This is a genomic window from Synechococcus sp. N32, from assembly GCF_900473895.1.
In the GTDB taxonomy this organism is placed as follows: Bacteria; Cyanobacteriota; Cyanobacteriia; order PCC-6307; family Cyanobiaceae; genus Parasynechococcus.
Map to the genome: position 1 here is coordinate 125264 of NZ_UCND01000003.1, position 26281 is coordinate 151544.

Genomic DNA, 26281 nt, shown 5'->3' on the forward strand with positions numbered 1-26281 from the left:
GCGCTCTCGATCCAATGGTTCTGCTGCTGGAGGGAACGATGACCATCACCCCACGGGCGACAACGGCAACCAGTTCCCAGGCGCAGTTCTTCGATTACGCCTCAGCAGCCAATCCCCTGCAACAGGGGCTGATCAGCACGATCCCCTACCGCAGCTTTTCGGCCAGTTTTTTTGATCAAGCCGGAACGGCCCTGCAACCTCTTGATTTGAGTGCCGACTTGCACTGCGAAGGTCCGGCCACCGGTCCATCGCTCTGCGGCAACTTCATCCGACTGGATCATGGATCCCTGCGCACCCATGCGGATGCGACCAGTCAGTTGTTCTTCGTGGCCCGAGGCCATGGGCAAACTGAAGCCTGCGGTCAGGTTTTTCACTGGAGCGAGGGAGACACGTTCGTGCTTCCGGCGGGCGGTGAAGCCATTCACAACAGCGACACCCACGCAGGCCTGTATTGGGTGCACGATGCCCCCTTGCTTCGTTATCTGGGGGTGAGCACCGTGAAACCGGTGTTCGAACCCTGCTTCTACAGCCATGAGGATGCTCGCGCGCAGTTGGATGCCATCGCCAGCAATCCCCGCGGAGCCAACGCCAATCGCGTGAGTGTGCTGTTGGGAAACAACGCCTTCCCTCAGACGCGCACCGTCACCCACACCCTCTGGGCCATGTTGGGAATCCTCCCCGCAGGCCAGGTGCAGCGGCCCCACCGACACCAGTCGATCGCCCTTGATTTTGCGGTGGCCTGCCAACCGGGTTGCTACACGATGATCGGCACCGAGCTGGATGAGAACGGAATGATCCGCAATGGGCACCGGGAAGACTGGGCAGCCGGTGCAGCCTTCGTGACCCCGCCCGGCTACTGGCACTCTCACCACAACGAATCCGGCGCCGACGCCTACGTGCTGCCCATTCAGGATGCCGGCCTGCACACCTATCTGCGCACTCTCGACATTGCCTTCAGCAACAGAGGCCGGGCTGACTTAAGCAACACCCCCTAGCCAACCCAACCTCAACGGGTGAGCAATTGATGGTTCACCGAGCTGAGGGCACCGTGTTCTGAATAGCGACGTGAAATGCGCTCGAGGCGCGTTGCACTCGACAGCCAAAGCGCTTCGATGTTGAAGGGCTGGTGCGGATCTATCTGGGCCGGCGCCAGAAAAGCGCCTCCATCAGGCAAAAAGATCCAGCGATCAAGATCGCCTGCGGCAAAACAGATGTTGTCCCCTGGCGAAGGGTGGTCGCAGCGCCAGTCACCGATCAGCTGATCTGGCTCCAGGGCTGGACGTTCCAGGGCTGAACTTCCAACGAGGAACTCACGGATCAGCACAATCCGATCCAATTGCCCCGCACCATCCCAAAGCAGCACCAAGCGATGACGGCGTTGCTCATGCAGGAACCCGAACTCGGCATAGGGCTTGGTCCAGGTGGAGCGGTGCAGCGTCCCCCTTGAAAAACTACCGGTGCCGAAGACCCCCATGTCGGGATCCAGCCGCGTGAAGCATTGAACGATCCGCTTTTCAGGCTCGCCGGCAGGCGGTTGATGAGGAGAACTCGATCCCGCCCCCTCAGGCCAGAGCAGCAGGGTCAGATTCAGTGGCACACCGGAGGGAGCCGGTTTAAGCGTGAGCAGGGAGGGCTGACGCTTGGTGCGTTGAAGTGTCCGGTCAAGGCTATCGAACCAGCCGCGCCACTCACCAACGTTGCGCTGCAGGTGCTCCCATTCGCCCACGTTCAGCCCGATCCCGATCGAGGCCTGATGTTAGAGAGGGCCCAGAGCAAGACGAGAACAACAACGCGGTCCAACAGAACCACTGCGAAGCACAGACAACAAAAATCCCCACCCGGCGAACCGGATGGGGACGTTTGAAACGAGGAACGACTCGTCGCGGGTTAATTCAGGAAGGAATCAACCGAATTTCCCTGAAGTCGAGGCAATCAGGAAGGCGGCGTACGTCAGGACATAGCCAACCGTGAAGTGAGCCAAGCCGACGACACGGGCCTGAACGATGGACAGTGCCACAGGCTTGTCGCGGTAACCCATCATGTTGGCGATGGGGCTGCGCTGGTGAGCCCAGACGATGGTCTCGATCAGTTCCTGCCAGTAACCCCGCCAGGAGATCAGGAACATGAAGCCGGTGGCCCAAACCAGGTGTCCGAAGAGGAACATCCAAGCCCAGACGGCGAGGTTGTTGCTGCCGAACGGGTTGTAGCCGTTGATCAACTGGGAGGAGTTGAGCCACAGGTAGTCGCGGAACCAGCCCATCAGGTAGGTGCTGGATTCGTTGAACTGGGCCACGTTGCCGGACCAGATGGCCAGGTGCTTCCAGTGCCAGTAGAAGGTGAGCCAACCCACGGTGTTCAGAGCCCAGAAGACAGCCAGGTAGAAGGCGTCCCAGGCAGAGATGTCGCAGGTGCCGCCACGGCCGGGGCCGTCGCAGGGGAAGGAGTAGCCGAAGTCCTTCTTGTCGGGCATCAGCTTGGAACCGCGGGCATCCAGGGCACCCTTCACAAGGATCAGGGTGGTGGTGTGCAGACCCAGAGCAATGGCGTGGTGAACCAGGAAGTCACCAGGGCCGATGGGCAGGAACACATCGGTGTTGCCATTGATCGCGTCCAGCCAGTAGTGCTCACCAGGAATGTTCTGGGCAGCAAGGCTGGCGGAGCTGGAGGCGTTGGAGAGCAGCACGTCCATTCCGTACATGGCCTTACCAGAGGCGGCCTGAACGAACTGGGCGAACACGGGCTCAACCAGGATCTGCTTCTCGGGGGTACCGAAGGCAACGACCACATCGTTGTGGACGTAGAGGCCGAGGGTGTGGAAACCGAGGAACAGGGAGACCCAGCTCAGGTGACTGATGATCGCTTCCTTGTGCTCGAGCATCCGGGCCAGGACGTTGTCCTTGTTGGCTTCGGGGTCGTAGTCACGGATGAAGAAGATCGCACCGTGGGCGAAGGCACCACACATCAGCGCGATGGCGATGTACTGGTGGTGGGTGTAAAGGGCTGCCTGAGTCGTGTAGTCCTTCGCGATGAAGGCGTACGACGGCATCGAGTACATGTGCTGCGCCACGAGGCTGGTGACCACGCCAAGGGAGGCGAGAGCCAGACCAAGCTGGAAGTGCAGGCTGTTGTTGATGGTGTCGTAGAGACCCTTGTGACCAGCGCCGAGGTCACCAGGGGTGCCCTTCGGGGGGTTGTGGGTTTCGAGGATCTCCTTGATGGAGTGACCGATACCGAAGTTGGTCCGGTACATGTGGCCGGCGATCACGAAGAGGCAACCGATGGCCAGGTGGTGGTGGGCGATGTCCGTCAGCCAGAGGGCTTCTGTCTGAGGGTGGAAACCACCGAGGAAGGTGAGGATGGCGGTGCCGGCACCTTCGGAACTACCGAAGACCTGATTCAGAGAATCGGGGTTTTCGGCGTAAACACCCCAGTTGCCGGTGAAGAAGGGTCCAAGACCGGCGGGGTGAGGCAGAACGTTGAGGAAGTTGTCCCAACCAACGTGCTGACCGCGGGCTTCGGGGATCGCAACGTGAACCAGGTGACCGGTCCAGGCGATGGAGCTGAAGCCGAAGAGGACAGCGAGGTGGTGGTTCAGACGCGATTCAGCGTTTTTGAACCAGGCCAGAGAAGGACGGAACTTGGGCTGCAGGTGCAACCAGCCGGCGAAGAGGGCCCAAGCCGACAGGATCATCATGAAGATGGAACCCTGATACAGCTCGGCATTCGTCTTCATGCCGATTGTGTAGAACCAGTGATAAAGGCCTGAGTAGGCGATGTTCACCGGGGAGGAAGCACCCGCTTGGGTGAAGGCGTCAATGGCGCCTTGACCGAAGTGGGGATCCCAGATTGCGTGAGCGATGGGGCGCACGTGCAGGGGGTCGGCGACCCACTGCTCGAAGTTGCCCTGCCAGGCGATGTGGAACAGGTTTCCCGAAACCCACAGGCCGATGATCGCGAGGTGACCGAAATGGGTGGAGAAGAGCTTCTGGTAGAGGCGCTCCTCCGTCATTCCGTCATGGCTCTCGAAGTCGTGAGCCGTGGCGATCCCGTACCAAATACGGCGGGTTGTCGGGTCCTGGGCCAGACCCTGGCTGAACGAAGGGAATTTCGTTGCCATTAGAGGGAGAGGTCAGGTGAGGTCAGCCGACCACAAGAATGTGGGCGTGGAAGAAGGCCCACGTGGTCGCAATTCCGCCCAAGAGGTAATGGGCAACACCCACGGCACGGCCTTGGATGATGGAAAGAGCACGGGGCTGGATGGCGGGAGCCACCTTCAGCTTGTTGTGAGCCCAGACAATGGACTCGATCAGTTCCTGCCAGTAGCCGCGGCCACTGAAGAGGAACATCAGGCTGAAGGCGAACACGAAGTGGGCGCCGAGGAACATGATTCCGTAGGCGGCTGTGTTCGAGCCATAGCTGTTGATCACCTGAACGGCCTGAGCCCACAGGAAGTCACGCAGCCAGCCATTGATGGTGATGGCGCTTTGGGCAAAGTTGCCGTTGGTGATGTGCGCGACGGAACCGTCGGCATTCACCGTTCCCCAGATGTCGCTCTGCATCTTCCAGGAGAAGTGGAAGATCACAACAGACAGGGAGTTGTACATCCAGAACAGGCCCAGGAACACGTGGTCCCAAGCGGAGACCTGGCAGGTGCCACCACGACCAGGACCGTCGCAGGAGAAGCGGAAGCCCAGGTTGGCCTTATCAGGGATGAGGCGGGAGCTACGGGCGTACAGGACACCCTTCAGCAGGATCAGCACCGTCACGTGAATCGTGAAGGCGTGGATGTGGTGAACCATGAAGTCGGCGGTGCCGAGCGGCATGGGAGCAGCGGCAACCTTGCCGCCGACGGCGACAACGGAACCGTTGAACACTTCACTCACACCCGCGAGGGCGTTGGGAGCCGTGCTGCCGGCAGCTGCGGCGTGCACGTTCTGAATCCACTGAGCAAAGATCGGCTGAATGGAGATCGCCGAATCGCTGAACATGTCCTGGGGACGACCCAGGGCACGCATGGTGTCGTTGTGGATGTACAGGCCGAAGCTGTGGGCTCCGAGCCAGATGCAGACCCAGTTGAGGTGACTGATGATGGCGTCGCGAGCCTTGAGCACCCGATCCAGCACGTTGTCGATGTGCTTGGCGGGGTCGTAATCGCGAACCATGGCGATGGCGGCGTGAGCTCCGGCACCAACGATCAGGAAGCCGCCGATCCAGATGTGATGGGTGAAGAGCCCGATCTGGGTGGGGTAATCGATCGCTTGGTACGGATACGGAGGCATCGCGTACATGTGCTGAGCAACGATGATGCTCACGGAACCGCCGATGGCGAGGTTGACCGCCAGCTGGGCATGCCAGGAATTGGTCATGAAGTCGTAAAGACCGTCGTGACCGTTGGTGGCAGGGAACAGCAGGGGATCACCCTTCTGGCCTTCGTGGATCTCCTTGATTGAGTGACCGATGCCCCAGTTGGTCCGGTACATGTGACCGGCAACGATGAACATCACGGCAATCGCCACATGGTGATGGGCGATGTCGGTCATCCAGAGACTTCCCGTTACAGGATTCAAACCACCCTTGAAGGTGAGGAAATCGCTGTAGGCAGCCCAGTTGCCGGAGAAGAAAGCACCGACACCAGCACTGAAGCCGGGATACAGCTGCGCCAGCAGGTCCTGATTGAAGAACTCGTGGGGCAGCGGAATGTCTGCAGCCGAAGCGATGGTCTTGCCATTCAGCACCAGCGGTTGGCCGGCGTCGATGGCGTCCATCAACTTGGTGACAGGGGCAGACACGTGGATGACGTGTCCGGCCCAGGACAGTGAACCGAGACCCAGCAGACCTGCCAGGTGGTGGTTCAGCATCGACTCAACGTTCTGGAACCACTCCAGCTTCGGCGCAGCCTTGTGGTAGTGGAAAACACCGGCGTTGAGCATGAGGCCGGCCATCACCAGGGCACCGATGGCCAGAGCCATGAGCTGGGTTTCGCTGGTGATGCCCCAGGCCCGCCACATCTGGAAGAGGCCTGAAGTGATTTGGATGCCTTGGAAACCGGCACCCATGTCGCCGTTGAGGACTTCTTGGCCGAAGACGGCCCAGACCTGCTGGGCGCTTGGCTTCACATGGGTGGGGTCAGCAAGCCAACCAGAATAGTTGGAGAAGCGGGCGCCATGGAAGAAGGCACCGCTGAGCCAGATGAAGATGACGGCCAGGTGGCCGAAATGGGCGGAGAAGATCCGCCGAGAGACCTCTTGAAGGTCGCTCGTGTGAGCGTCGAAGTCGTGAGCGTTGGCGTGAAGGTTCCAAACCCAGGTGGTGGTTTTGGGACCTTTCGCGAGAGCTCGGTCGAAGTGTCCGGGCTTGCCGAACAGCTCGAAGGTTGCTGGATTGTCAACCTTCTCGACCTGGCTTTTCGCGTCACTCCCACGCTCAGGTGGGCTGATGGTCATCGAGTCGTTCCTCGAGGGACGGGTTTCGAGGTGGTGGGCCACCCCTCCGAAGGGCCGAAGCCAATCGGGGCCCCGAACAAGGATTCGCAAGGAATCGGTGTTCGGGCGTCAGTACGGCAAGGGGTCGAAACCCCTTGCCTGCACTGAAGCTGGGGCCCCAAAGAGGGGACCGCTGGCGGAAGCATAGGGGCGGAGAAGGGGGTTAAAGGGCCCTGAGTTACAAAGGTTCAATCCCGTGGCGAGCCAGTCAGCGACAGGCGTCTGCAGAAGGCTGAGAATCAGCGAAACAACAAAGATCTCAGGCAGTAAGCAATACAATTTCACGCATATTTCCTTCCTAAATAACTAAAACTCTGACAGTGAAGGGCGGATTGTTCAGAATGATCGGATCTGTTCATGCCCGATGCGTCGCCCTGGCCTGAAGTCGATATGGGCTGTTCTGCTTGCAGCAGTGCTGCTTCTTGGTGCCGGCTTACCTGTTCATGCGCGCCCTGGATTCTTCAATCGCGATGCAAGGTCCGCTGCCAAACCGCTGCCGAGTTCAGCCCCCAGCGGGAAGCTCCAGGAAGTGGCTCCTCCAGGGGCAGTGCAACAGCTGCGCCAGAAGCTGCAACAGCACCGCCCCTCCCTGCGGCTGATCGATCCAAGCAACGACAGCATCGTTTCTTCTGACGCCCTTGAGCTGCGTTTCGAAATCGACGACTGGCCCCTCAGCAGCGACCCCGAATTGGGCCTGGGGCCCCATGTGGTGCTCCAAATCGACAACCGCGCTCCCCTACGACTGAGCAAAAGCGATGGAAACCGCCTGAAGGTCCGCATCGATGACCTGGAGGCGGGCAGTCACCGGTTCAGCGCATGGGCCGCTTACCCCTGGGGAGAAGCCGTTCAAGCACCGGGAGCCTCAGTCCAGGGACGCATGCACCTCTGGCAAAAACTGCAGGGCACACAACCCGAACGTGATGCCCCCTGGCTGGTCCCTGTCTCACCGGCCGGAGAGCAGGGCCTGCAACCCCTGTTGGTGGATTGGCTGATCTGGAATGCTCCGCTGCAAAACCTGCGGGAGGGCGATGGACGCTGGCGACTCCGCATCAGCATTGATGGGGACAGCTTTTTGGTTGATCACCAGGAAGCCCTTTGGCTCAAAGGATCGAACGGCTCAGGCAGCCACGACATTCAGATGGAACTGCTGAATGGGCTGGGCGAGCCAATTACACCGGTCTTCAACAACCAGCTGATTCATCTGAAAGCCGCATCCGGTGCCAAGCCGGGCTGGATGCGCCCACGCCTCACCGAAAGCCAGCTCGCGCGCCTGAGCGGCTCCCCTGAGCCTGACGTTCTGGAGGTGGTCGAATCCTCGCCAGAGCCTCCTCAAAAGACTGAGGAGAAACAACAGGAGAAGACAGAACAGCCCCGAGACCTTCCTCAGGCTGAGCTCAAAGCCGAGGCCGTCGACAAGGACGAGGTTGAAACCAAGCCCGAAGCCACCCCCCAGCCCGCGGCACCAGAGGAAAACGAAGAGCAGGATCCTGAGCCACCCCTTGTTGAACAGCCGCTTGCTGAGCAGGTACCTGCTGAACAGCCATCCAAATCAGAGGCTGCTCGGCCCACTCCTCCCACTCCCGACCCGAAGGAGCCAGCGGAGCCTCAGCAGCCAGCCGACGAGGAACCCAAGCTGAAGCCAAGCAGCAGCCTGGGAGGATCAGCCCGTGAGTTGCTCAACAGCGATGGGCGCTTGCACAAGCCCTGATCCGGATTTCCTGCCCTGAACCCCACATCTGCCGCTCCCGCTCTGGGCCTCGGACTGAGCCCCAGCGCCATGCCGCTGTTGGAGCGTTTGCTGCTGCACGGCCACATCGACCGGATCAAGCCAGCCGATCAAGACATCAGCACCGCCCTGGATGGGAACTGGACGGCAGAGAACGTCGTGTTGTTCGTGGGCGCCGTGGGAGCAGTGACGCGCCTGATTGCAGCTCGGATCCAAGGCAAGGAGAAGGATCCAGCCGTTCTGGTGCTTGATCCGAAAGGAGAATTCATTATTCCGCTGTTGGGAGGCCATTCCGCAGGCGCCGAACAACGCGCCCGGGAAATCGCCATGGATCTCGGCGGGCAGGCGGTGATCACGGGCGCCTGTGCCCATGAAGGACGTCTCCCCCTGGATGCTTTTGGCGAGAGCTGGGGCTGGAAACGCAGCGGATCGGTGGCCGATTGGCGCGATCTGATGGTGCGGCAATCCCAGGGATCCAGCATCAGCGTTCACCAGAGCAGTGGATCCACCGCCTGGCGAGGCCCTGAAGGCCATCCCCTGCTGCACAACATCGAGCCCAAGGGTGTGCCAGACGCCGCTGATCTCGTGATCGGAGCGCGCCGTCAGGGTGATTGCCAGTGGCATCCAGCAACGCTCTGGATCGGCATCGGCTGTGAGCGCAATACCAGTGTTTCGCTGGTGGAGAAGGCCATTGCCGAGGCCTTGGCAACAGCAGGACTGGCGGAAGAGGCGATCGCCGGCATCGCCAGCGCAGCGAGGAAAGCCGATGAACCGGCCCTGCAAGAGCTAAGCCGCACCAGGGCATGGCCGTTCCGAACCTTTGCGGAGCACGCCCTTGCATCCATCGACGTGCCCAATCCCTCCGAAGTGGTGCGCCAGGAAATGGGGACTGCGTCTGTGGCTGAAGCAGCGGCCTTGCTGGCTGCGGGCGAACAAGGCCATCTGATCCAGCCCAAGCGAATCTGCCGTTCGGGGACAGGGGAGCAGGGTGCCGTGACCGTGGCCATTGCCGAAGCCGCCATCCCCCACGCACCAGAGAGGGGCGAACTGCATCTGGTGGGGAGCGGCCCAGGGGATCTGTGCCTGCTCAGCGGAGACGCCAAAGCAGCCCTTTCCCGTTGCTGCACCTGGGTTGGTTACAGCCTCTACCTCGATCTTCTGGAGCCCCTGCGCCGGCCGGATCAGATCCGATTCGATGGCCAGCTCACCCGGGAATGGGACCGCTGTGCAGAAGCGCTGCGCTTGGCCCAACAAGGGGCCAAGGTTGCTCTGATCTCCTCCGGCGACAGCGGGATCTACGGCATGGCGGGATTGGCCCTGGAGCTGCTGCTTCAGCAACCCGAGCAGGAGCGGCCCAGCTTCGCGGTGCATCCCGGCATTTCAGCCTTCCAGCTGGCCGCCGCCCGGGCCGGAGCGCCACTGATGCATGACTTCTGCTGCGTGAGCCTCAGCGATCGCCTCACGCCATGGGCCGTGATCGAAAAGCGACTGGAGGCCGCCGCCGCTGGAGATTTTGTGCTCGCTCTGTACAACCCACGCTCCAAGGGCCGGGACTGGCAGCTGGGACACGCCAAGGAAATCCTGCTGAAACACCGCCCCCCCACAACCCCGGTGACGCTGGCGCGGCAGCTGGGCCGCGCAGAGGAATCCCGTGAGCTCACCTCTCTTGAGCGCTTGGAGCCGGAATCCGTGGACATGCTCACGCTGGTTCTGATCGGGAACAGCAGCAGCCGTGCAGAGGATGGCTGGATGGTGACGCCGCGGGGCTACCCCGGGGCGAGTCTCCAATGAGCGCCAGGTCTTTTTTGGCCTAGCTCAGGCCTCCCTCAAGTCCAGGCAGTGCCATGCAAACCAAGAATCGGGATGACAGGATTCGAACCTGCGGCCCCTTCGTCCCGAACGAAGTGCGCTACCAAACTGCGCCACATCCCGGCACCGCAATCCTAAAAGATCGCAGTGAAGCCAAATCCAGGCGGATCTCAGCAGCGACTAGGGTCATGGATTGAAGATGCTTCGCCGTGCTCAAGCCGGAGTGGTTGCGCGTTAAGGCTCCGCAGCGCCAGCGAATCGGCGCCGTGGCCGACCTGCTGCTGGACTTGAACCTGAACACGGTCTGCCAGGAGGCCAGCTGCCCCAACATCGGCGAATGCTTTGCAGGCGGCACCGCCACGTTTTTGATCATGGGGCCCGGCTGCACCCGCGCCTGCCCCTACTGCGACATCGACTTCGACAAGAGCGTGCGGGAGCTCGATCCCACCGAGCCGCAACGGCTTGGGGAGGCAGTGGCCCGTCTGGGCCTGAAGCACGTGGTGATCACCTCGGTGAACCGCGACGATCTCGTCGATGGTGGAGCGTCCCAGTTCGTGGCCTGCATCGAACAGGTGAAGCAACGCTCACCGCTCACCACGATCGAGCTGCTGATTCCCGACTTCTGCGGCAACTGGGATGCCCTGGCAACGGTGATGGCCGCCGCCCCCCACGTGCTGAACCACAACATTGAAACGGTGCCGCGGATGTACCGCCTGGCGCGGCCCCAGGGCATCTATGAACGCTCCCTCGAGCTGTTGCAACGAGTGCGGGAGCAATGGCCCAAGGCCTACAGCAAGTCGGGCCTGATGGTGGGACTCGGGGAAACCGATGAGGAGGTGATCGAGACGCTCCGGGATCTACGCAAACACAAGGTCGATATCGTCACCATCGGGCAATACCTCTCACCTGGCCCAAAGCACCTGGCCGTCGACCGCTTTGTGACACCCGCTCAGTTTGATATGTTCAGAAAAATCGGCGAAGAGGAGCTGGGCTTCCTTCAGGTGGTCAGCACGCCTCTCACCCGCAGCAGTTACCACGCTGGCGAGGTGCAACGACTCATGAGAAGTCATCCACGATGAGTTAAGATCAATACTGTAAAATATGCTTCAACAAAATTAATCTACTTTAAAAGCGAGGAATTCCAAAGGAACTGCACATTCCTCTCACCAATTAAATGACAGAAGATTATTAAACCAAAATTCGAACAATGCCAATTGGTTGTCTTGATGAAATAACTGAACTAGGCATTTTACGCGGGTGGGCACGTCCCTACAAAGATGGCTCATCACGACAAATTGAAATTTACGCCAACGGGCATCTCGTGGGCGAATGCGTAGCAGATCATTATCGCGCCGACGTCCAACAACAACTAAAATTAATACCGAACTGCGGAATTCAATTCGACTGCGGCAAAATAGAGCTTCCCGAACAAACGGATAAGAATCAAGAATTAATAATATCCGCGAAGTGCAAGCTAAGTAAAAATGACCTAAAAGGAACCCACTCATTTTCTATAGCCAGCGCCTTAGCCCTTAGAGAAAAGTCAGGGATAGCATCTGTCAAATACTTATCAGGAAAGATTCATATCGATACCTTGAATCAGGATGGGTTGATATCTGGATGGTCTGATTTGCAATCAGAGGAATATAAAAACGACTCAGCCGTATCAGTAAAAGCCTTTATTGGCGAAAAGCTAATTGGTGAGGGATTATCAAACATCCCCAGAGAAGACGTAGCAAGCGAAAGGGGAATTTCCAAAGAATGTGGTTTTTCGTTTTATTTAAATATTAGCGATTACTGCCTACAGTGCAGCTTGGGCGAGGCTGATAATACTCAATTATCGCTCATCGCCTCACGCCCCAACGGCGAAGCACTCCTGGTTAAATGCAGTAAGAGGTCAAAAGCTCAATCAAACCTAGAAGAAATATTGTTTAAAAGCTATGCTGGCTCTAATAAAACAGATAGTGCACTAAACCTTTTGAGGCGAGACAATCCTAAGTCACATATTCTTAAATACACCCACATCGCAACAGAACTAAGTGGAATCAATTGTTTATTAGGAAAACCAGAATCAAAGCTTCTTGAAGAGTGCTTGAATATTCAAAAATCTGATCGATATCCACTTTCTTCAAGTCACGATGCATCTTGTAGACGAATTGGGCTTTTTGCTGTACTCCTTGCTGAACTGAATGAAGTACAAAAAAAAATACATCTCGAGGAATCACCTATTCACAAACCTATCGATAGCAGATCCGCGAACGAAACTAATATCCCAAAAATTGTCTCGGATATCAAACAGTTAATGCATGCCGCTCCGAGCCAAGTCGAGGCAAGGTTGTGGGAAAGTTATTTTTGCTTACTCGCTTACCATGCGGCAGATTTCTATTTTTTAAATAGTATTAACAAAAAATCATGCGAAGAAATACTCGCTTTAGAAGCTATATTCAATTACAATAAAGTAATATTTAAAGACAACAGTCTGAGCTTAGCCATTACACATGCTCTAGACGAAGGGGCAATAACTCAAACAAACAACCACAACCTTATAGAAGCCGAGTTCAACAACGGCAGATTTCGACGAGTACTCAAGGAAACAGAAAACATCAATTTTGCAGTCACAGGGCAATCATCAATCCAGTTCAGGCTCCTTAGCATATTAAAACTAAGCCTGGAGAATCCGTTAACCATATATGACCAAAGGGAATTCATAATCAGTCAGATCACTAAATATTTCTCACTTAACGCAAAGACAAGAGATATGCGATTCGCGATTCATCTAGCTTGCACTAAATGGCAATCTCAGATAGATAATATTCTTTCGCTATCAGTCGAACATTTAATCAACGAAATTCACACAAGTGCATATCAAGAGAAAATCCTAAATTTAATTGACGCTTTTAATGAACTTTATTGGTCTCTAGCTGTACCCGAAAATAATTGTGATAGCAGTCCTAGTAAAACAAAAAGAAATGAGCGCTTTTTATTGGTCGGTAATGAAAACCTAGGCCAAGTCTGGGAGTACAGAGTTTCGCAAAAACTAACGCAGCTCGAATCGATAGGCATTCAAACAAAATACTGCAACTACCTAAATCTCAATGATTGGAGATTCACGAATGCATTTGATTGGGCTGATGCAATAATATTCTGCAGATGCGAAGCAAACTATAAAACACTTTGTGCCATTAACTTTGCAAAACAAATTGGAAAAAAGATTTTCGCTGATATTGACGATCTTGACTTTACTGGGGACTTCCCAGCTCCTCTTTCAACTTATGGAGGAACGATATCCCTCAAACTGCATAGATCATTAAAAAATCAGGCTATTAAGTCATCATTTTTCTTGGGCAAATGTGAAACTATAATCACCTCAACAAAGACATTAAAAGATGCAGCATCCCAAGAATTTGGCCCAAATAAAAATATCGAGATTTTACCCAACCTTCCCCCGCCAGCTCTAGAAACAATTTCCAATTTAATACCTTCATTCCGATCACTCAAGGTCGCTAAAAATCCACGATCACTACTTATTACATCTGGAACATTAGCTCACAAAGGAATTTGGAATGAAGAACTTGCTCCAGCCTTAGCGAGCATATTAGAGCGATATCCTGACACTTCACTTACTACAATTGGAACCATAGAAATACCACCAATCTTGTCTAAATTCAAGGAAAGAATAATTCAAGTTCAATATTGTGACTACAAAACTTATATATACCACGTTCGTAAATGCTCCATTCTCTTGGTTCCTTTAGAAAGCCATAAGACCACAGATTGCAAGAGTGCAATTAAGTGGATGGAGGCATCACTGTGTGACCTTGCCACAATTTGCTCTCCTTCCAAGGCATATATGGCATATGCAACAGCTGAAGAAAATATTCTGACGGCAAGCGGAAGATCAGAATGGGAAAAACAAATCTCAAAGTTACTCATAAATGAAGATTTTAGGTCTACTTTATCCCAAAATGCCTATCAATACTGCCAAGAATACTTTAATCACTCCGTTGCGATTGATTTTTGGATGAAGCAAATAGAAAGACAAGAACAAAAGAAAAAAAGAAAAGTCTTGTTCATAAATGTATATTTTGCCCCTCAAAGCATAGGTGGAGCAACACGCGTTGCACAAGACCAAGTGCTCGATTTTATGAGTAAAAATCCTGAAGCAGATGTAACAATACTATGCTGCGACAAAGATCACAATGATTGGACAGAGTATCAATCCAATGAACCAAGTTTCAATGATTCTATTCCCTTCGATACCTATTATTGGCATAATGCAAAAATAATAAGGCTGTCTCTACCCCCAAACGAATGGTCTAATCATTTTTCACAAGAAGTGCAAGATTTTTGTGAGAGGTGGTACAAAGAAGAAAAGTTCGATATTATCTATTGCCATTGTTGTCAAATTTTAACTGCATCAGTTTTGACTCCAGCCATTAAACAATGTATTCCATATGAAATTACGGTACATGACGCGTGGTGGATAAGCCCCTTTCAATTTCTCGTCAATGATGATGGCAATAATTTTGATCATATTGATCCCTTAGCTCATTTAAATTCTGAAATTGCAGGAGATCGTGAAATTACAAATGCTATTTCCCGAAGATCCGAATTAATGAATATTTTAAATCGCTCTAAATCCGTCAATATTGTATCTAAAATTTTTGCTTCGCTCTACGAAGACATTGGAGTCAAAAATATAAAAGTAACTCCGAACAAAGCAGCTAACATGGTACTGCCAGCAAATGCTGAACTGAAGAACACTCGAGGTGAAATAAAGCATCTTCATAAAATTAACATATGCTTTATTGGCGGAATGGCTGCACACAAAGGCTATTACATCCTTGTGACGGCTGCCGAACTTTTGCCATCTGGTCTTGATATCGAATTCACTGTTGTTGATCACAGTTTGGCTAGCACCGCTGATAACTATCAATCAAAGTGGGGCGATTATATTGTTAACTTCATTGCCAAAATAGACATGGAAAATATGGCTAAATTCTACAGTTCCCAAGATATGTTATTGGCTCCATCGATATGGCCTGAAAGTTTTGGTCTCGTGACGCGGGAAGCACTTTCTGCTGGATTATTTGTAATTGCTAGTGATATTGGTGCTCTAGCTGAACCAATCCTAGAAGACAATTCAAATGGCATAAAAGTTGAGCCTGGGTCAGCAGATCAACTTACCAATGCGATATTGAATGCAGTACAATATCTCACTTCAAAGCGGTAAGACAATGACTATTGATTTCATGATATGTGGGCTCGAACATTCTGGCACAACAGTAGTATCCGATATTTTTCGTCAACATAAAGGTTGTGATTCAGGTTGGGAGTGCGGGGTTTTACTGTGTGATAACCACAAAGATTTTGAAAACTTTGAACCATTCTCGAAAAATATATTAAGTGGATGGGGTATCACGGCCCAACAATTTAAGGATGCATGTTTGCGAGATACGCTCGATGGCTTCTACGATGATCTTTACAAAAGCTCATCCATACACGGAATTGCAGAAGCTTATATCCGTTTCGATAAAACACCACGCTATATATCCAAATTAAACACAATACACGAAAAGATCAACATACCTGTCATAGCAGTTACGAAAGATTTACGCTCAATAGTTGCATCTGACTTCAAGCGTTCGCGCTTTAATTATAATCAATTTAACGAGTGGTATGAAAAATATTTGCCAGCTAAAAAAAGGTATCTGAGATCAGTTTATCAAGGGTATTTGTATGCCCTAAACAGTCCCGAATGCGAGTTGATAAGGTTAGAAGATCTATGCTTCGACTCCAAAAAAACCATCAAAAGGATGTTCGAGGCAGTTCGTTTAACTCCCAAAATGGAATACTTCGTCTTTAATGATTCTAGAACTTCTCACACTAAAGGTACCTCGCTTAACCATAAAGCGGGACTAGGTCTCATGCAACTGCCAAAATCAAAGCGAGAACAGATAAAGGCCGATCTCGCAGAATTCGAGCTGATGTTTTACGACTTTAATTTATGATTAACGGCTCAACATTTAAGGAAAGTTATTTAATTGTTTATCATCGTTGGTGACGATAATCCATTCATGCACCTGCCAGTCCACAAGGCCGGCGATGATCATCGGATCGTTCTGCACCCACGCCAAAGCATCGGCATAGGACGACGCCTCAAAGATCAACAACCCCCCACCGCCCGGACGCCGGTCGCCATCCACAAGGTAACCGCTGCGTAGACGGCGGACTCCTGCTGCAGCTTCATCTAAAACCCAACGGCGGTGAGCCTCCAGGGTGGGTCGCCGCTGCTCAACGGAGAGGGCGGCGGCGACAGCCGTGAAGGTTTCGGTCTTGACGAACCAGGCCACGGGCGGGGGACGGCGCTAAGCCGCCACAGCCTGCTTGTCGGCCAATCCCATCGCCTCCCGCTCACTGGGGGGGACCAACACCTTGAAGCGACCCTTCGCCGCAGACCAATCGGCCAGTAGAGCAGCAGCCTTCTCGCTTCCCGTGAGCGCCACATGCCGTTCCAGCAGACCCTTCAGCAGCGACTCCTGCTCATGGGTAGTGATGGTGCAGACCTCCACAATCTCCGGGTTCACCCGAGGAGCGACACGCCCCTCATCATCCAGCAGGAAGGTCACTCCACCGGTCATACCAGCGCCGACATTGCGGCCGGTGCTGCCGAGAACAACGACGACGCCACCGGTCATGTACTCACAGCAGTGGTCACCAGCTCCCTCCACAACCGTGCGGGCGCCGCTGTTGCGAACACCGAAGCGCTCACCAGCCCGGCCATGGGCAAACAACTCACCGCCGGTGGCCCCGTAGAGGCAGGTGTTGCCGAGGATCACCTGGTCACCTGGAGAAGCACAACCATCTGATGGCACCAGGGTGATGCAACCACTGTTCATGCCCTTGCCCACATAGTCGTTGGCTTCGCCTTCCAAACGAACCTGCATGCCCTGCACCAGGAAGGCGCCGAAGCTCTGGCCTGCCGCACCCCGGAAGGTGAGATCGAGCTGTCCCTTGAAGCCGCGGTTGCCATGGCGCTGGGCGATTTCACCGGCCAGACGGGCACAAACACTGCGATCGGTGTTGATGATCTCGATGCTGCGGCTGATGGAACCGTGGTTCTCCAGGGCAGCCATCAGTTCAGGGTCGGCGAGGAGCTGATCCTCAAGGATCGGTCCGTTGCCGTGGGCCTCGTCGCTGTGGCGAAGCCAAGAGCGATCTTCGGCGCCGCTGATCGGGGCCAGCAGGCTGGAGAGATCCACACCCTTGGTCTTGGCCAGATCAACCGAGCGGGCCTGGAGCAGATCGGTGCGACCGATCAGCTCCTCGAGACGGCTGACGCCGAGCAGGCTCATCAGCTGACGCACTTCCTCGGCGACGTACCAGAAGAAATTGACGACATGCTCAGGAATGCCGGTGAAACGCTTGCGCAGGTTCTCCTTCTGCGTGGCCACTCCCACAGGGCAGTTGTTGGTGTGACAGACGCGAGCCATGACGCAGCCCTCGGCGATCATCGCGATCGAGCCGAAGCCGTATTCCTCGGCCCCCAGCAGGGCAGCGATCACAACATCCCAGCCTGTTTTAAGGCCTCCATCGGCGCGCAGCAGAACCCGATCGCGCAAACCGTTCTCCACCAGGGAACGATGCACCTCGGTGAGGCCCAGTTCCCAGGGGCTGCCGGCGTGCTTGATCGAACTCAGGGGAGAGGCACCGGTGCCACCGTCGTGACCGGAGATCTGGATCACATCGGCGTTGGCCTTGGCCACACCCGCAGCGATGGTGCCAATCCCGATCTCAGCCACCAGCTTCACGCTCACGGGAGCAGCGGGATGCACCTGATGCAGGTCATGGATCAACTGCGCCAGGTCTTCAATCGAATAGATGTCGTGGTGTGGCGGCGGTGAAATCAAGGCCACACCTGGCTTGCTGTTGCGCAACCAGGCGATGTACTTGTCGACCTTGGGCCCTGGCAGCTGACCGCCTTCACCGGGCTTGGCGCCCTGGGCCACCTTGATCTCCAACTGCTTGCCGCTGCGCAGGTATTCCGCCGTCACACCGAAACGACCTGAAGCCACCTGCTTGATTGCCGAGCAGGCGGTGTCCCCATTGCGCAAACCACCGATGCTGGGGAAGGAAGCGGAACGGCCCTCGCCATCCACATCCTTGAGGATCTGGAAGCGGGCAGGATCTTCGCCGCCTTCACCGCTGTTGCTCTTGCCGCCGATGCGATTCATCGCCACGGCCAACACTTCATGGGCTTCGCGGGACAAAGCGCCCAGGCTCATCCCGCCCGTGCAGAAGCGGGTGCAGATGCTCTCAACGCTCTCCACTTGATCCAGGGGCACTGGGGTGGGAGCCAACTTGAACTCCAGCAGGTCCCGCAGGGCCATCACCGGTCGGTTCTCCAACAAGGCCTGGTAAGTGGAGAAGTGGTCGTAACCAGGGCCCTGAGCCACCGCCTTGTGCAGCGCCTTCGACAGCTCGGGATTGTTGCGGTGGTATTCAGCACCACTGCGGTACTGAACGAAGCCCATGAATTCGAGCTTGCTGCGGTTGAGCTCAGGGAAAGCCTTGGCGTGCATCGAAAGCGTTTCGTTCGCCAGCTCGGCCAGCGTCATTCCGGCAACACGGCTGGTCGTTCCGGTGAAGGCGGTCTCCACCACATCCGCTCCCAGGCCGATCGCTTCAAAGATCTGAGCGCCGTGATAGCTGGCCAGCAGTGAAATTCCGATCTTGGAGAGGATCTTGCGCAGGCCGTTCTCCAGCGACTCACGAACGTTGGCCTGGGCTTGATTGGCATCCAGGGCGGGCAACTTGCCCTGTTCGATCCGCTTCTTGGTTTTGGGGTGATCCAGCCAGTGGCGGGTGGTCTCCCAGGTGAGCCAGGGGCAGACGGCACTGGCGCCGTAACCGATCAGGCAGGCCATGTGATGGGTGCTCCAGCACTGGGCCGTATCCACCACCAGAGAGCACTGCAGCCGCAGCTTCTGGCGCAGCAGATGGTGATGAACAGCACCCACGGCCAGCAAGGCAGGCATCGCCACCGTGGTGGGGGTCAGCGGGGCAGCCGCCCCCGTGCCATCGACCCGGTCGGACAGCACCAGCACTTGGGCTCCGTCACGCACCGCCTGTTCCGCAACGCTGCACAGCGCCGCGATGGCCTGTTGCAGGCCTCCCGCACACGACTCCACAGCCACCTGGGTGGAGACCGTCTTGACGGGCAAACCCTGCTCACTGATGGCCGCCAGTTCCGCCTCGTTCAAAACGGGCGTCTCCAGATGGATGACGGAGGCAGCTTCCGGCTGGGGCTTCAGGGCGGGCCGGCGCTCACCAAGGTGCATCTCCAGACTCATCACCAGCTTTTCCCGCAGGGGATCGATTGGAGGGTTGGTGACCTGGGCGAAACGCTGCTTGAGGTAGTCGTAAAGCAGGTGGGGCTTGTCGGAGAGCACCGCCAGGGGGATGTCATCGCCCATGCAGTAGGTCGGCTCTTTGCCGAGGGCAGCCATGTCCTCGATGATCAGATCGAAGTCTTCGGCGGTGAACCCCATCGCGGTCTGCAACCGCAGCAGATCGAGTTCACCCACCTGCCGGTCCTGGGTCCAGGGCTGGGGGGCCACGCCGCGGCGATGCTTCTGCAGCCAATCGGCGTAGGGGAAGCGCTGCGCCGCGTCTTCCTTCACCGACCAGTTGTCGAGCAACTCGCCACGTTCAAGATCGACGGCCACCATCTGACCAGGACCAAGACGACCTTTCCGAACAATCGTCTTGCCGCTGAGATCCACCACGCCGGTCTCCGATCCCATGATCACGAAGCCGTCAGCGGTGGTGCACCAACGCGCCGGACGCAGCCCGTTGCGATCGAGCGTTGCACCCACTCGCTTGCCGTCGGCGAACACCAACAGGGCCGGGCCGTCCCAGGGTTCCTGAATGCCCGCATTGAATTCGTACATCGCCGTCACATCGGGACGGCTGTCGAGATCGGGCTGATTGCGAAACGCTTCGGGCACCAGTGTGATAAGGCTGTCGGTAATCGACCGCCCACTGCGCACCATCAATTCCAAAGTGGCATCCAGGTTGGCGGAATCACTGAAGGCAGGGTTCACCACCGGAATCAGGTCATCAGCCGCCTCACCCCAGACGTTCTCAAGGCTGGCTTCTGAAGCCTTAGCCCAGTTGAGATTGCCCAACAGAGTGTTGATCTCGCCGTTGTGCCCCAGAAGCCGCATCGGCTGCGCCAGGGGCCAGCGCGGCAGGGTGTTGGTGCTGAAACGGCGGTGATACACCGCAAAGCTCACCTCAAATCTTGGGTCCTGCAGGTCGGCGTAGAACTGCGCCAACACCTCAGATCGCACCATCCCCTTGTAGACAACCGTCCGGCTGCTCAGGGAGGCGACATAAACGTCCTGGGCCACCTCAGCACCCAGAGCGGCCCGCACACGGGCACCGATGCGGCGCCGCAAGCGCAGCAGCTGGCCATCAAACGTTGCGTCGTCGGCATCACCATTCAGCACCCACTGCTCGATCACGGGGGCTGTGGCACGAGCCAAAGGCCCAAGAACCGCAGGGTCGACGGGCACAGTTCGCCACCCCAGAGGCTGCATACCAAGGGCTTTGGCCTCTTCATCACACAGGCCCCGTACCTCAGCACGACGGCTGGCATCGGTCGGCATGAACATCATGCCGAGGCCCCGTGCTGCAGCCGCCTCGGGCCAGACGGCTTTCAAATACGACCAGGGAATCTCACACAACACCCCCGCGCCGTCTCCGGAGTCGCCATCTCCCCCGCAACCGCCACGGTGCTCCATGCATCCCAGACCACGCAGGGCCTGCTCCAGCACCCAGTGGCTGGCCTTCCCCTGAAGCTGGGCCAGGAAACCAACGCCACACGCATCCTTCTCGCCCGCAACAACCTCGGGTGCAGGGCTGTCGCAGTAAGGCCAGACAGCGGAACGGATGGCGTCAGACATAGGGAACTCAACCGGACGATCGCATGGGCCTGCAGCTTCGAGCTCTGCAGAATCCATCTCGAGGGACGATCCTAGGCAGGCGCCTCTCCGCCAAGGCATTTCATGCTGGCCTTTGCCCCACTTCCCGCGCCACCGCCTGAGCTTCGCCCTGTGCCGAACCAGAGCGGTGAGGAGGTGCTGATCGGTAGAGAGCGCAGCAAAGCGGTTTGGCTCTGGAGGGGTAGCGACGCAGAACCGGAAGAACTTTGGCTGCCCTTGGAGGTTTTGGAATCCCGTCTGGGTTTCCGGCGGGTGTCTCGCCTCGATGGAGAGGCACTGGAATGGTTTGGTCGAACGGTCGCATTGACCGCATTGGCGACCCGTTCACTCGGTGATGAAGTCGGCCTCGAAGTGAGCGACTGGCTGGCCGCCACTGGCGTCAGCGCCCAAGTGAGGGGAAACACCTTGGAGCTTCGGCTGCCCCTACCAACGGTGAACAACCTGCGCCGCGGCAAGGGTTCAACCGCCGATCGGTTGGTGCTGGACCTGAACGGCCCCGCCCTGGTGCAGCGCTTGAACGGCGACCTGTTGCTGGAGCTCAAGCTGTCGCGGACCCAGCAACGTCAACTCAAGGCATGGGGGCTCTCGCCACAGCTGCATCGCCACGGCGGCCTTGTGCTGAAGGGACAAGCCATCAAGCTGAGGAGCCTGAGCCTGGCATCCCCTTGGCGGCTGGTGCTGGATGGTGTTCAGACCGGTGGTCGCCGCCCGGTCCAGAGCGCACGTCTCCCCCTCCACAACCCAGCTGTGGCCGAATGGCTGAGGCGGGGCTTCGTCCTGGAGCAACGCACCATCAAGGTGGGGGTGAAACCGATTCAGGTGTTCCGTGCCGGCGGGCGGCTTAGCCGTCTCGGCATCACCCTTCAGCCTCTGGTCAAAGCCGAGCAGCAACAGGGTCTGCGTTTTCTGCCTCAGCTCTCCCAACCCGCCGGGGCACTGGTCGCAGTGAACGGAGGCTTTTTCAACCGGATCAACCAACTCCCCTTGGGGGCCGTGCGGCATCAGGGGGTCTGGCTGTCCGGTCCGATCCTGAACCGCGGTGTGATCGCTTGGGGATCCTCAGGAGATCTGCAGTTCGGCCGGCTGCGTCTGAATCAGACGCTGCAGGTGAACAACGGTCGCCGTTGGAGCCTCATGGCACTCAACAGCGGCTACGTCCATAAGGGGCTGAGCCTCTACACACCTGCATGGGGGCCCCGCTACCGGGCCCTGAGCGGCGAGGAGGAAGCACTGTTGATTCGCGGCGGCCGCGTCGAAGCAACGGTCGACAAGAACAGCCTGCAACGCGGCATCGCCATCCCCAAAGACGCTGAATTGGTGGTGGCCCGGGGACGCACGCCGCTGCCAGCACGGCCTGGGGATCGGATCCGAGTGACATCCAGATCCCTCTCCTCCCTGGCGCAACAACCCAATGTTCTGGGCGGCGGTCCACTGCTGATGCAGAACGGCAACGTGGTGCTGAATGGACGCCAGGAGGGATTCAGCCCTGGCTTCATGAGCTTGGCGGCACCAAGAACGGTGGTGGCCCAGGGGCCGAGCGGTCAGTGGCTGATGACCATGCGTGGCGCCGCCGGCAGTGATCCCACCCTTGTAGAAACAGCCCTGGCAGCCCAGCAACTGGGGCTGCGCGATGCCTTGAACATGGATGGCGGCAGCTCCACCACCCTCGTGGTGGCCGGACGCACCGTGATGAATGGCCGAAGCAGCACCCCGAGAGTCCACAACGGCCTGGGGCTCATCCCCCTCTGAGACCTGCGACAGTGGGGGCCCCGAAGAACTGAGCATGGCTGCCAATTTGCGGCTGACCGCTGCTGCTGCTGCCGAGCTTGGGCGACAGGCGGCCGTTGCGGGAACACCGGGGCAGATGCATCTCGATCTCACGCCCGGCGAGTGCGCACAACATGTGCTGCGCATCCGGGCAGGACATCTGGCTGGCGTTGCGATCGCAAGGGCCGATGGCGTGACCCTGCACGCCCCTGCAAAACAGCTCAAATTGCTTGAAGGCCTTTGCCTGGACTACCGCGGCGACCTCAGTGGTGGTGGTTTTCTGATCCGCAACAGCGATGGGGTTGAACCCTGTGCCTGCGGCAGTGCCTTCAGCCGCCTTTGAGGGGGGACCGTCACCCGGTATCGTGGTCGATTGTCGAATCAGGTCGGGAGTCCGACCGCTCACCGACCATCGATGCCAACCATCCAACAGCTGATCCGCACTGAGCGCTCACGCCTCAAGGCCAAGACCAAGTCCCCGGCTTTGAAGTCCTGCCCTGAGCGTCGCGGTGTTTGCACCCGCGTTTACACCTCAACGCCCAAAAAGCCGAATTCGGCGCTGCGCAAGGTGGCTCGTGTGCGCCTGACCTCCGGCTTTGAGGTCACGGCATACATCGGCGGTGTCGGTCACAACCTGCAGGAGCACTCGGTGGTGTTGATCCGCGGCGGTCGTGTCAAAGACCTCCCTGGCGTCCGCTACCACATCATCCGCGGAACCCTGGATACCGCTGGCGTGAAAGACCGGCGTCAGTCCCGCTCCAAGTACGGCGCCAAGGCTCCGAAGGAGTGATCACCGGTTTCTTCCCCATCCTCATCAAGTTCTGATCCCTAATGTCACGCCGCAACGCCGCTGAGAAGCGCCCGATTCTTCCCGACCCGCAGTTCAACAGCCGCCTCGCCACGATGATGGTGGTGCGCTTGATGCAGCACGGCAAGAAGTCGACAGCGCAACGGATCCTGTCCGACGCGTTCGGCCTGATCAACGAGCGCACCGGTGGAGATCCGCTCGAGCTGTTCGAAACAGCTGTCAAGAACGCCACCCCCCTGGTGGAAGTGCGCGCCCGCCGCGTCGGTGGTGCCACCTATCAGGTGCCCATGGAAGTGCGCCAGGAGCGCGGCACCGCCATGGCTCTTCGCTGGCTGGTGAGCTTCTCCCGTGCCCGCAACGGCCGGAGCATGGCCCAGAAGTTGGCTGGCGAACTGATGGATGCCGCCAACGAGGCTGGCAACGCCGTTCGCAAGCGCGAAGAAACCCACAAGATGGCCGAAGCCAACAAGGCTTTCGCCCACTACCGCTACTGAGCCTCACAGGCCAGCCATCAACACAGATGTTCATGGCTGGCCTGTAGAGTCACCCCGCCTTTTCACGCCCCACCCCCGGAGAATTTCCTGTGGCCCGCGACTTCCCCCTGGAACGCGTCAGAAATATTGGTATCGCTGCTCACATCGATGCCGGCAAAACCACCACGACAGAACGGATCCTGTTCTATTCCGGTGTGGTTCACAAAATCGGCGAGGTGCATGACGGCGCCGCCGTGACCGACTGGATGGCCCAGGAACGGGAGCGTGGCATCACGATCACCGCAGCTGCCATTTCGACGTCCTGGCAGGACCATCGGATCAACATCATCGACACGCCTGGCCACGTGGACTTCACCATTGAGGTGGAGCGCTCCATGCGTGTGCTGGATGGTGTGATCGCCGTCTTCTGCGCCGTTGGTGGCGTTCAGCCCCAATCGGAAACCGTCTGGCGTCAGGCCGATCGCTATTCGGTTCCCCGGATGGTGTTCGTGAACAAGATGGACCGCACCGGTGCGGACTTCCTCAAGGTTCACGGCCAGATCAAGGATCGCCTCAAGGCCAACGCTGTACCGATCCAGCTTCCGATCGGTGCTGAAGGTGAGCTGAGCGGCATCATCGATCTCGTTGCCAACAAGGCCTACATCTATAAGAACGATCTCGGCACTGACATCGAAGAAGCCGAGGTGCCGGCCGACATGGCCGATGAGGTGGCCGAATGGCGGAACACCTTGATGGAGACCGTCGCCGAGACCGATGAGGCGCTGATCGAGAAGTTCCTCGAAACCGGCGAACTCAGCGTTGACGAGCTCAAGAAAGGCATCCGTGAGGGCGTGCTCAAGCACGGCCTGGTGCCCATGCTCTGCGGCTCCGCCTTCAAGAACAAAGGTGTGCAGCTGGTGCTCGACGCTGTGATCGACTACCTGCCTGCCCCCGTCGACGTTCCCCCCATCCAGGGTGTGCTCCCCGACGGCAGCGAAGCGGTGCGTCCGTCCGACGACAACGCCCCCTTCAGCGCCCTCGCCTTCAAGGTGATGGCCGATCCCTACGGCAAGCTCACCTTCGTTCGGATGTATTCCGGCATCCTCGAGAAGGGCAGCTACGTGCTCAACTCCACCAAAGGCGAGAAGGAGCGCATCTCCCGCCTCGTGGTGCTCAAGGCTGACGACCGTGAGGAAGTCGACGCACTGCGTGCCGGCGACCTCGGTGCGGTGCTCGGACTGAAGAACACCACCACGGGTGACACCCTCTGCACCCAGGACGATCCGATCGTTCTCGAGACCCTGTTCATCCCTGAACCGGTGATCTCCGTGGCTGTTGAGCCGAAGACTAAGGGCGACATGGAGAAGCTCTCCAAGGCCCTGGTTGCTCTGGCTGAAGAGGACCCCACCTTCCGCGTCAACACCGACTCCGAGACCGGCCAGACCGTGATCGCCGGCATGGGCGAACTCCACCTGGAAATCCTGGTGGACCGCATGCTGCGTGAGTTCAAGGTGGAAGCCAACATCGGCGCACCTCAGGTGTCCTACCGCGAAACCATCCGTGGTTCCGCAGGTGGCGAGGGCAAGTTCTCCCGTCAGACCGGTGGTAAGGGCCAGTACGGCCACGTTGTGATCGAGATGGAACCGGGCGAGCCCGGCTCCGGCTTCGAATTCGTCAACAAGATCGTGGGCGGTGTCGTTCCGAAGGAATACATCAAGCCCGCCGAGCAGGGCATGAAGGAGACCTGCGAATCCGGTGTGATCGCCGGATACCCCCTCATCGATGTGAAATGCACCCTGGTGCATGGCTCCTATCACGACGTCGACTCCTCGGAGATGGCGTTCAAGATCGCCGGATCCATGGCCTTCAAGGACGGCGTCAAGAAGTGCAACCCTGTGCTGCTTGAGCCGATGATGAAGGTTGAGGTCGAAGCTCCCGAGGATTTCCTCGGTTCGATCATCGGCGACCTGTCCTCCCGTCGAGGTCAGGTTGAGGGCCAGTCCGTCGAAGACGGCACGTCCAAAATCTCGGCCAAGGTGCCCCTTGCCGAGATGTTCGGTTACGCCACCGAGCTCCGCTCCATGACCCAGGGCCGGGGCATTTTCTCGATGGAATTCGACAATTACGCCGAAGTTCCTCGCAATGTGGCCGAGGCCATCATTTCCAAGAATCAGGGCAATTCCTGATCTCTAAACTCCTCCAAATCC

At 57.4% G+C, this 26281-nt stretch carries 16 protein-coding genes and 1 tRNA gene; 11 read left to right on the plus strand and 6 right to left on the minus strand.

What is annotated here, in order from left to right:
* Positions 1-14 precede the first annotated feature (14 nt).
* A complete protein-coding gene (locus DXY35_RS01030) occupies positions 15-995 on the plus strand; it encodes a cupin (RefSeq protein WP_244272822.1) in 981 nt (326 codons plus the stop codon).
* 11 nt (positions 996-1006) lie between these two features.
* Here DXY35_RS01030 and DXY35_RS01035 read toward each other — a convergent pair whose 3' ends face one another.
* The 3 genes from DXY35_RS01035 to psaA form a co-directional block, all read right to left on the minus strand.
* Positions 1007-1726 (minus strand): DUF3598 family protein, encoded by a 720-nt coding sequence (locus DXY35_RS01035; protein WP_244272824.1) that lies wholly within the window; start codon positions 1724-1726, stop codon positions 1007-1009.
* A 177-nt stretch (positions 1727-1903) separates the two neighbouring features.
* On the minus strand, positions 1904-4117 hold the full coding sequence (gene psaB, locus DXY35_RS01040; protein WP_114987216.1) for a photosystem I core protein PsaB: 2214 nt from the start codon (positions 4115-4117) through the stop codon (positions 1904-1906).
* 22 nt (positions 4118-4139) lie between these two features.
* Positions 4140-6443 carry a photosystem I core protein PsaA gene (psaA, locus tag DXY35_RS01045; protein ID WP_115010450.1) on the minus strand — a complete coding sequence of 768 codons (2304 nt, stop codon included), beginning with the start codon at positions 6441-6443 and terminating at the stop codon, positions 4140-4142.
* A gap of 403 nt (positions 6444-6846) precedes the next feature.
* On the opposite strand from psaA, the gene DXY35_RS01050 reads away from it, so the two are divergent.
* The gene (locus tag DXY35_RS01050) at positions 6847-8190 is read left to right on the plus strand and encodes a hypothetical protein (RefSeq protein ID WP_115080418.1); all 1344 of its coding nucleotides are present in this window, start codon (positions 6847-6849) and stop codon (positions 8188-8190) included.
* 69 nt (positions 8191-8259) lie between these two features.
* Complete coding sequence (gene cobJ, locus DXY35_RS01055; RefSeq protein ID WP_115080420.1) at positions 8260-9999, plus strand: precorrin-3B C(17)-methyltransferase; 1740 nt, start codon at positions 8260-8262, stop codon at positions 9997-9999.
* 67 nt (positions 10000-10066) lie between these two features.
* Here the strand turns inward: cobJ and DXY35_RS01060 are convergent.
* A tRNA-Pro gene (locus DXY35_RS01060) sits at positions 10067-10140 on the minus strand.
* A gap of 86 nt (positions 10141-10226) precedes the next feature.
* Here DXY35_RS01060 and lipA point away from each other — a divergent pair.
* From lipA to DXY35_RS01075, 3 genes are all read left to right on the plus strand, one after another.
* A complete protein-coding gene (lipA, locus tag DXY35_RS01065) occupies positions 10227-11096 on the plus strand; it encodes a lipoyl synthase (RefSeq protein WP_115080422.1) in 870 nt (289 codons plus the stop codon).
* A 128-nt stretch (positions 11097-11224) separates the two neighbouring features.
* The gene (locus tag DXY35_RS01070; protein ID WP_115080424.1) at positions 11225-15250 is read left to right on the plus strand and encodes a glycosyltransferase; all 4026 of its coding nucleotides are present in this window, start codon (positions 11225-11227) and stop codon (positions 15248-15250) included.
* The gene (locus DXY35_RS01075) at positions 15219-16028 is read left to right on the plus strand and encodes a sulfotransferase (protein ID WP_115080426.1); all 810 of its coding nucleotides are present in this window, start codon (positions 15219-15221) and stop codon (positions 16026-16028) included. The genes DXY35_RS01070 and DXY35_RS01075 overlap by 32 nt, the downstream gene beginning before the upstream one ends.
* A 15-nt stretch (positions 16029-16043) precedes the next feature.
* Here DXY35_RS01075 and DXY35_RS01080 read toward each other — a convergent pair whose 3' ends face one another.
* Both DXY35_RS01080 and gltB read right to left on the minus strand, forming a co-directional pair.
* The gene (locus DXY35_RS01080; RefSeq protein WP_115080428.1) at positions 16044-16370 is read right to left on the minus strand and encodes a YciI family protein; all 327 of its coding nucleotides are present in this window, start codon (positions 16368-16370) and stop codon (positions 16044-16046) included.
* Positions 16371-16385: 15 nt separating this feature from the next.
* Positions 16386-20987 (minus strand): glutamate synthase large subunit, encoded by a 4602-nt coding sequence (gene gltB, locus DXY35_RS01085; RefSeq protein ID WP_115080429.1) that lies wholly within the window; start codon positions 20985-20987, stop codon positions 16386-16388.
* A gap of 102 nt (positions 20988-21089) precedes the next feature.
* Here gltB and DXY35_RS01090 point away from each other — a divergent pair, with 102 nt between their 5' ends.
* The 5 genes from DXY35_RS01090 (at position 21090) to fusA (ending at position 26260) form a co-directional block, all read left to right on the plus strand.
* On the plus strand, positions 21090-22775 hold the full coding sequence (locus tag DXY35_RS01090; protein ID WP_115080431.1) for a phosphodiester glycosidase family protein: 1686 nt from the start codon (positions 21090-21092) through the stop codon (positions 22773-22775).
* A 34-nt stretch (positions 22776-22809) separates the two neighbouring features.
* Entirely contained in the window at positions 22810-23136 is a 327-nt protein-coding gene (locus DXY35_RS01095) for an iron-sulfur cluster assembly accessory protein (protein ID WP_115080433.1), read from the plus strand.
* Positions 23137-23208: 72 nt separating this feature from the next.
* A complete protein-coding gene (rpsL, locus tag DXY35_RS01100) occupies positions 23209-23583 on the plus strand; it encodes a 30S ribosomal protein S12 (RefSeq protein WP_006850614.1) in 375 nt (124 codons plus the stop codon).
* A 41-nt stretch (positions 23584-23624) separates the two neighbouring features.
* The gene (gene rpsG, locus DXY35_RS01105; protein WP_006849937.1) at positions 23625-24095 is read left to right on the plus strand and encodes a 30S ribosomal protein S7; all 471 of its coding nucleotides are present in this window, start codon (positions 23625-23627) and stop codon (positions 24093-24095) included.
* Positions 24096-24184: 89 nt separating this feature from the next.
* The gene (gene fusA, locus DXY35_RS01110) at positions 24185-26260 is read left to right on the plus strand and encodes an elongation factor G (protein WP_114987193.1); all 2076 of its coding nucleotides are present in this window, start codon (positions 24185-24187) and stop codon (positions 26258-26260) included.
* Positions 26261-26281: the final 21 nt, after the last annotated feature.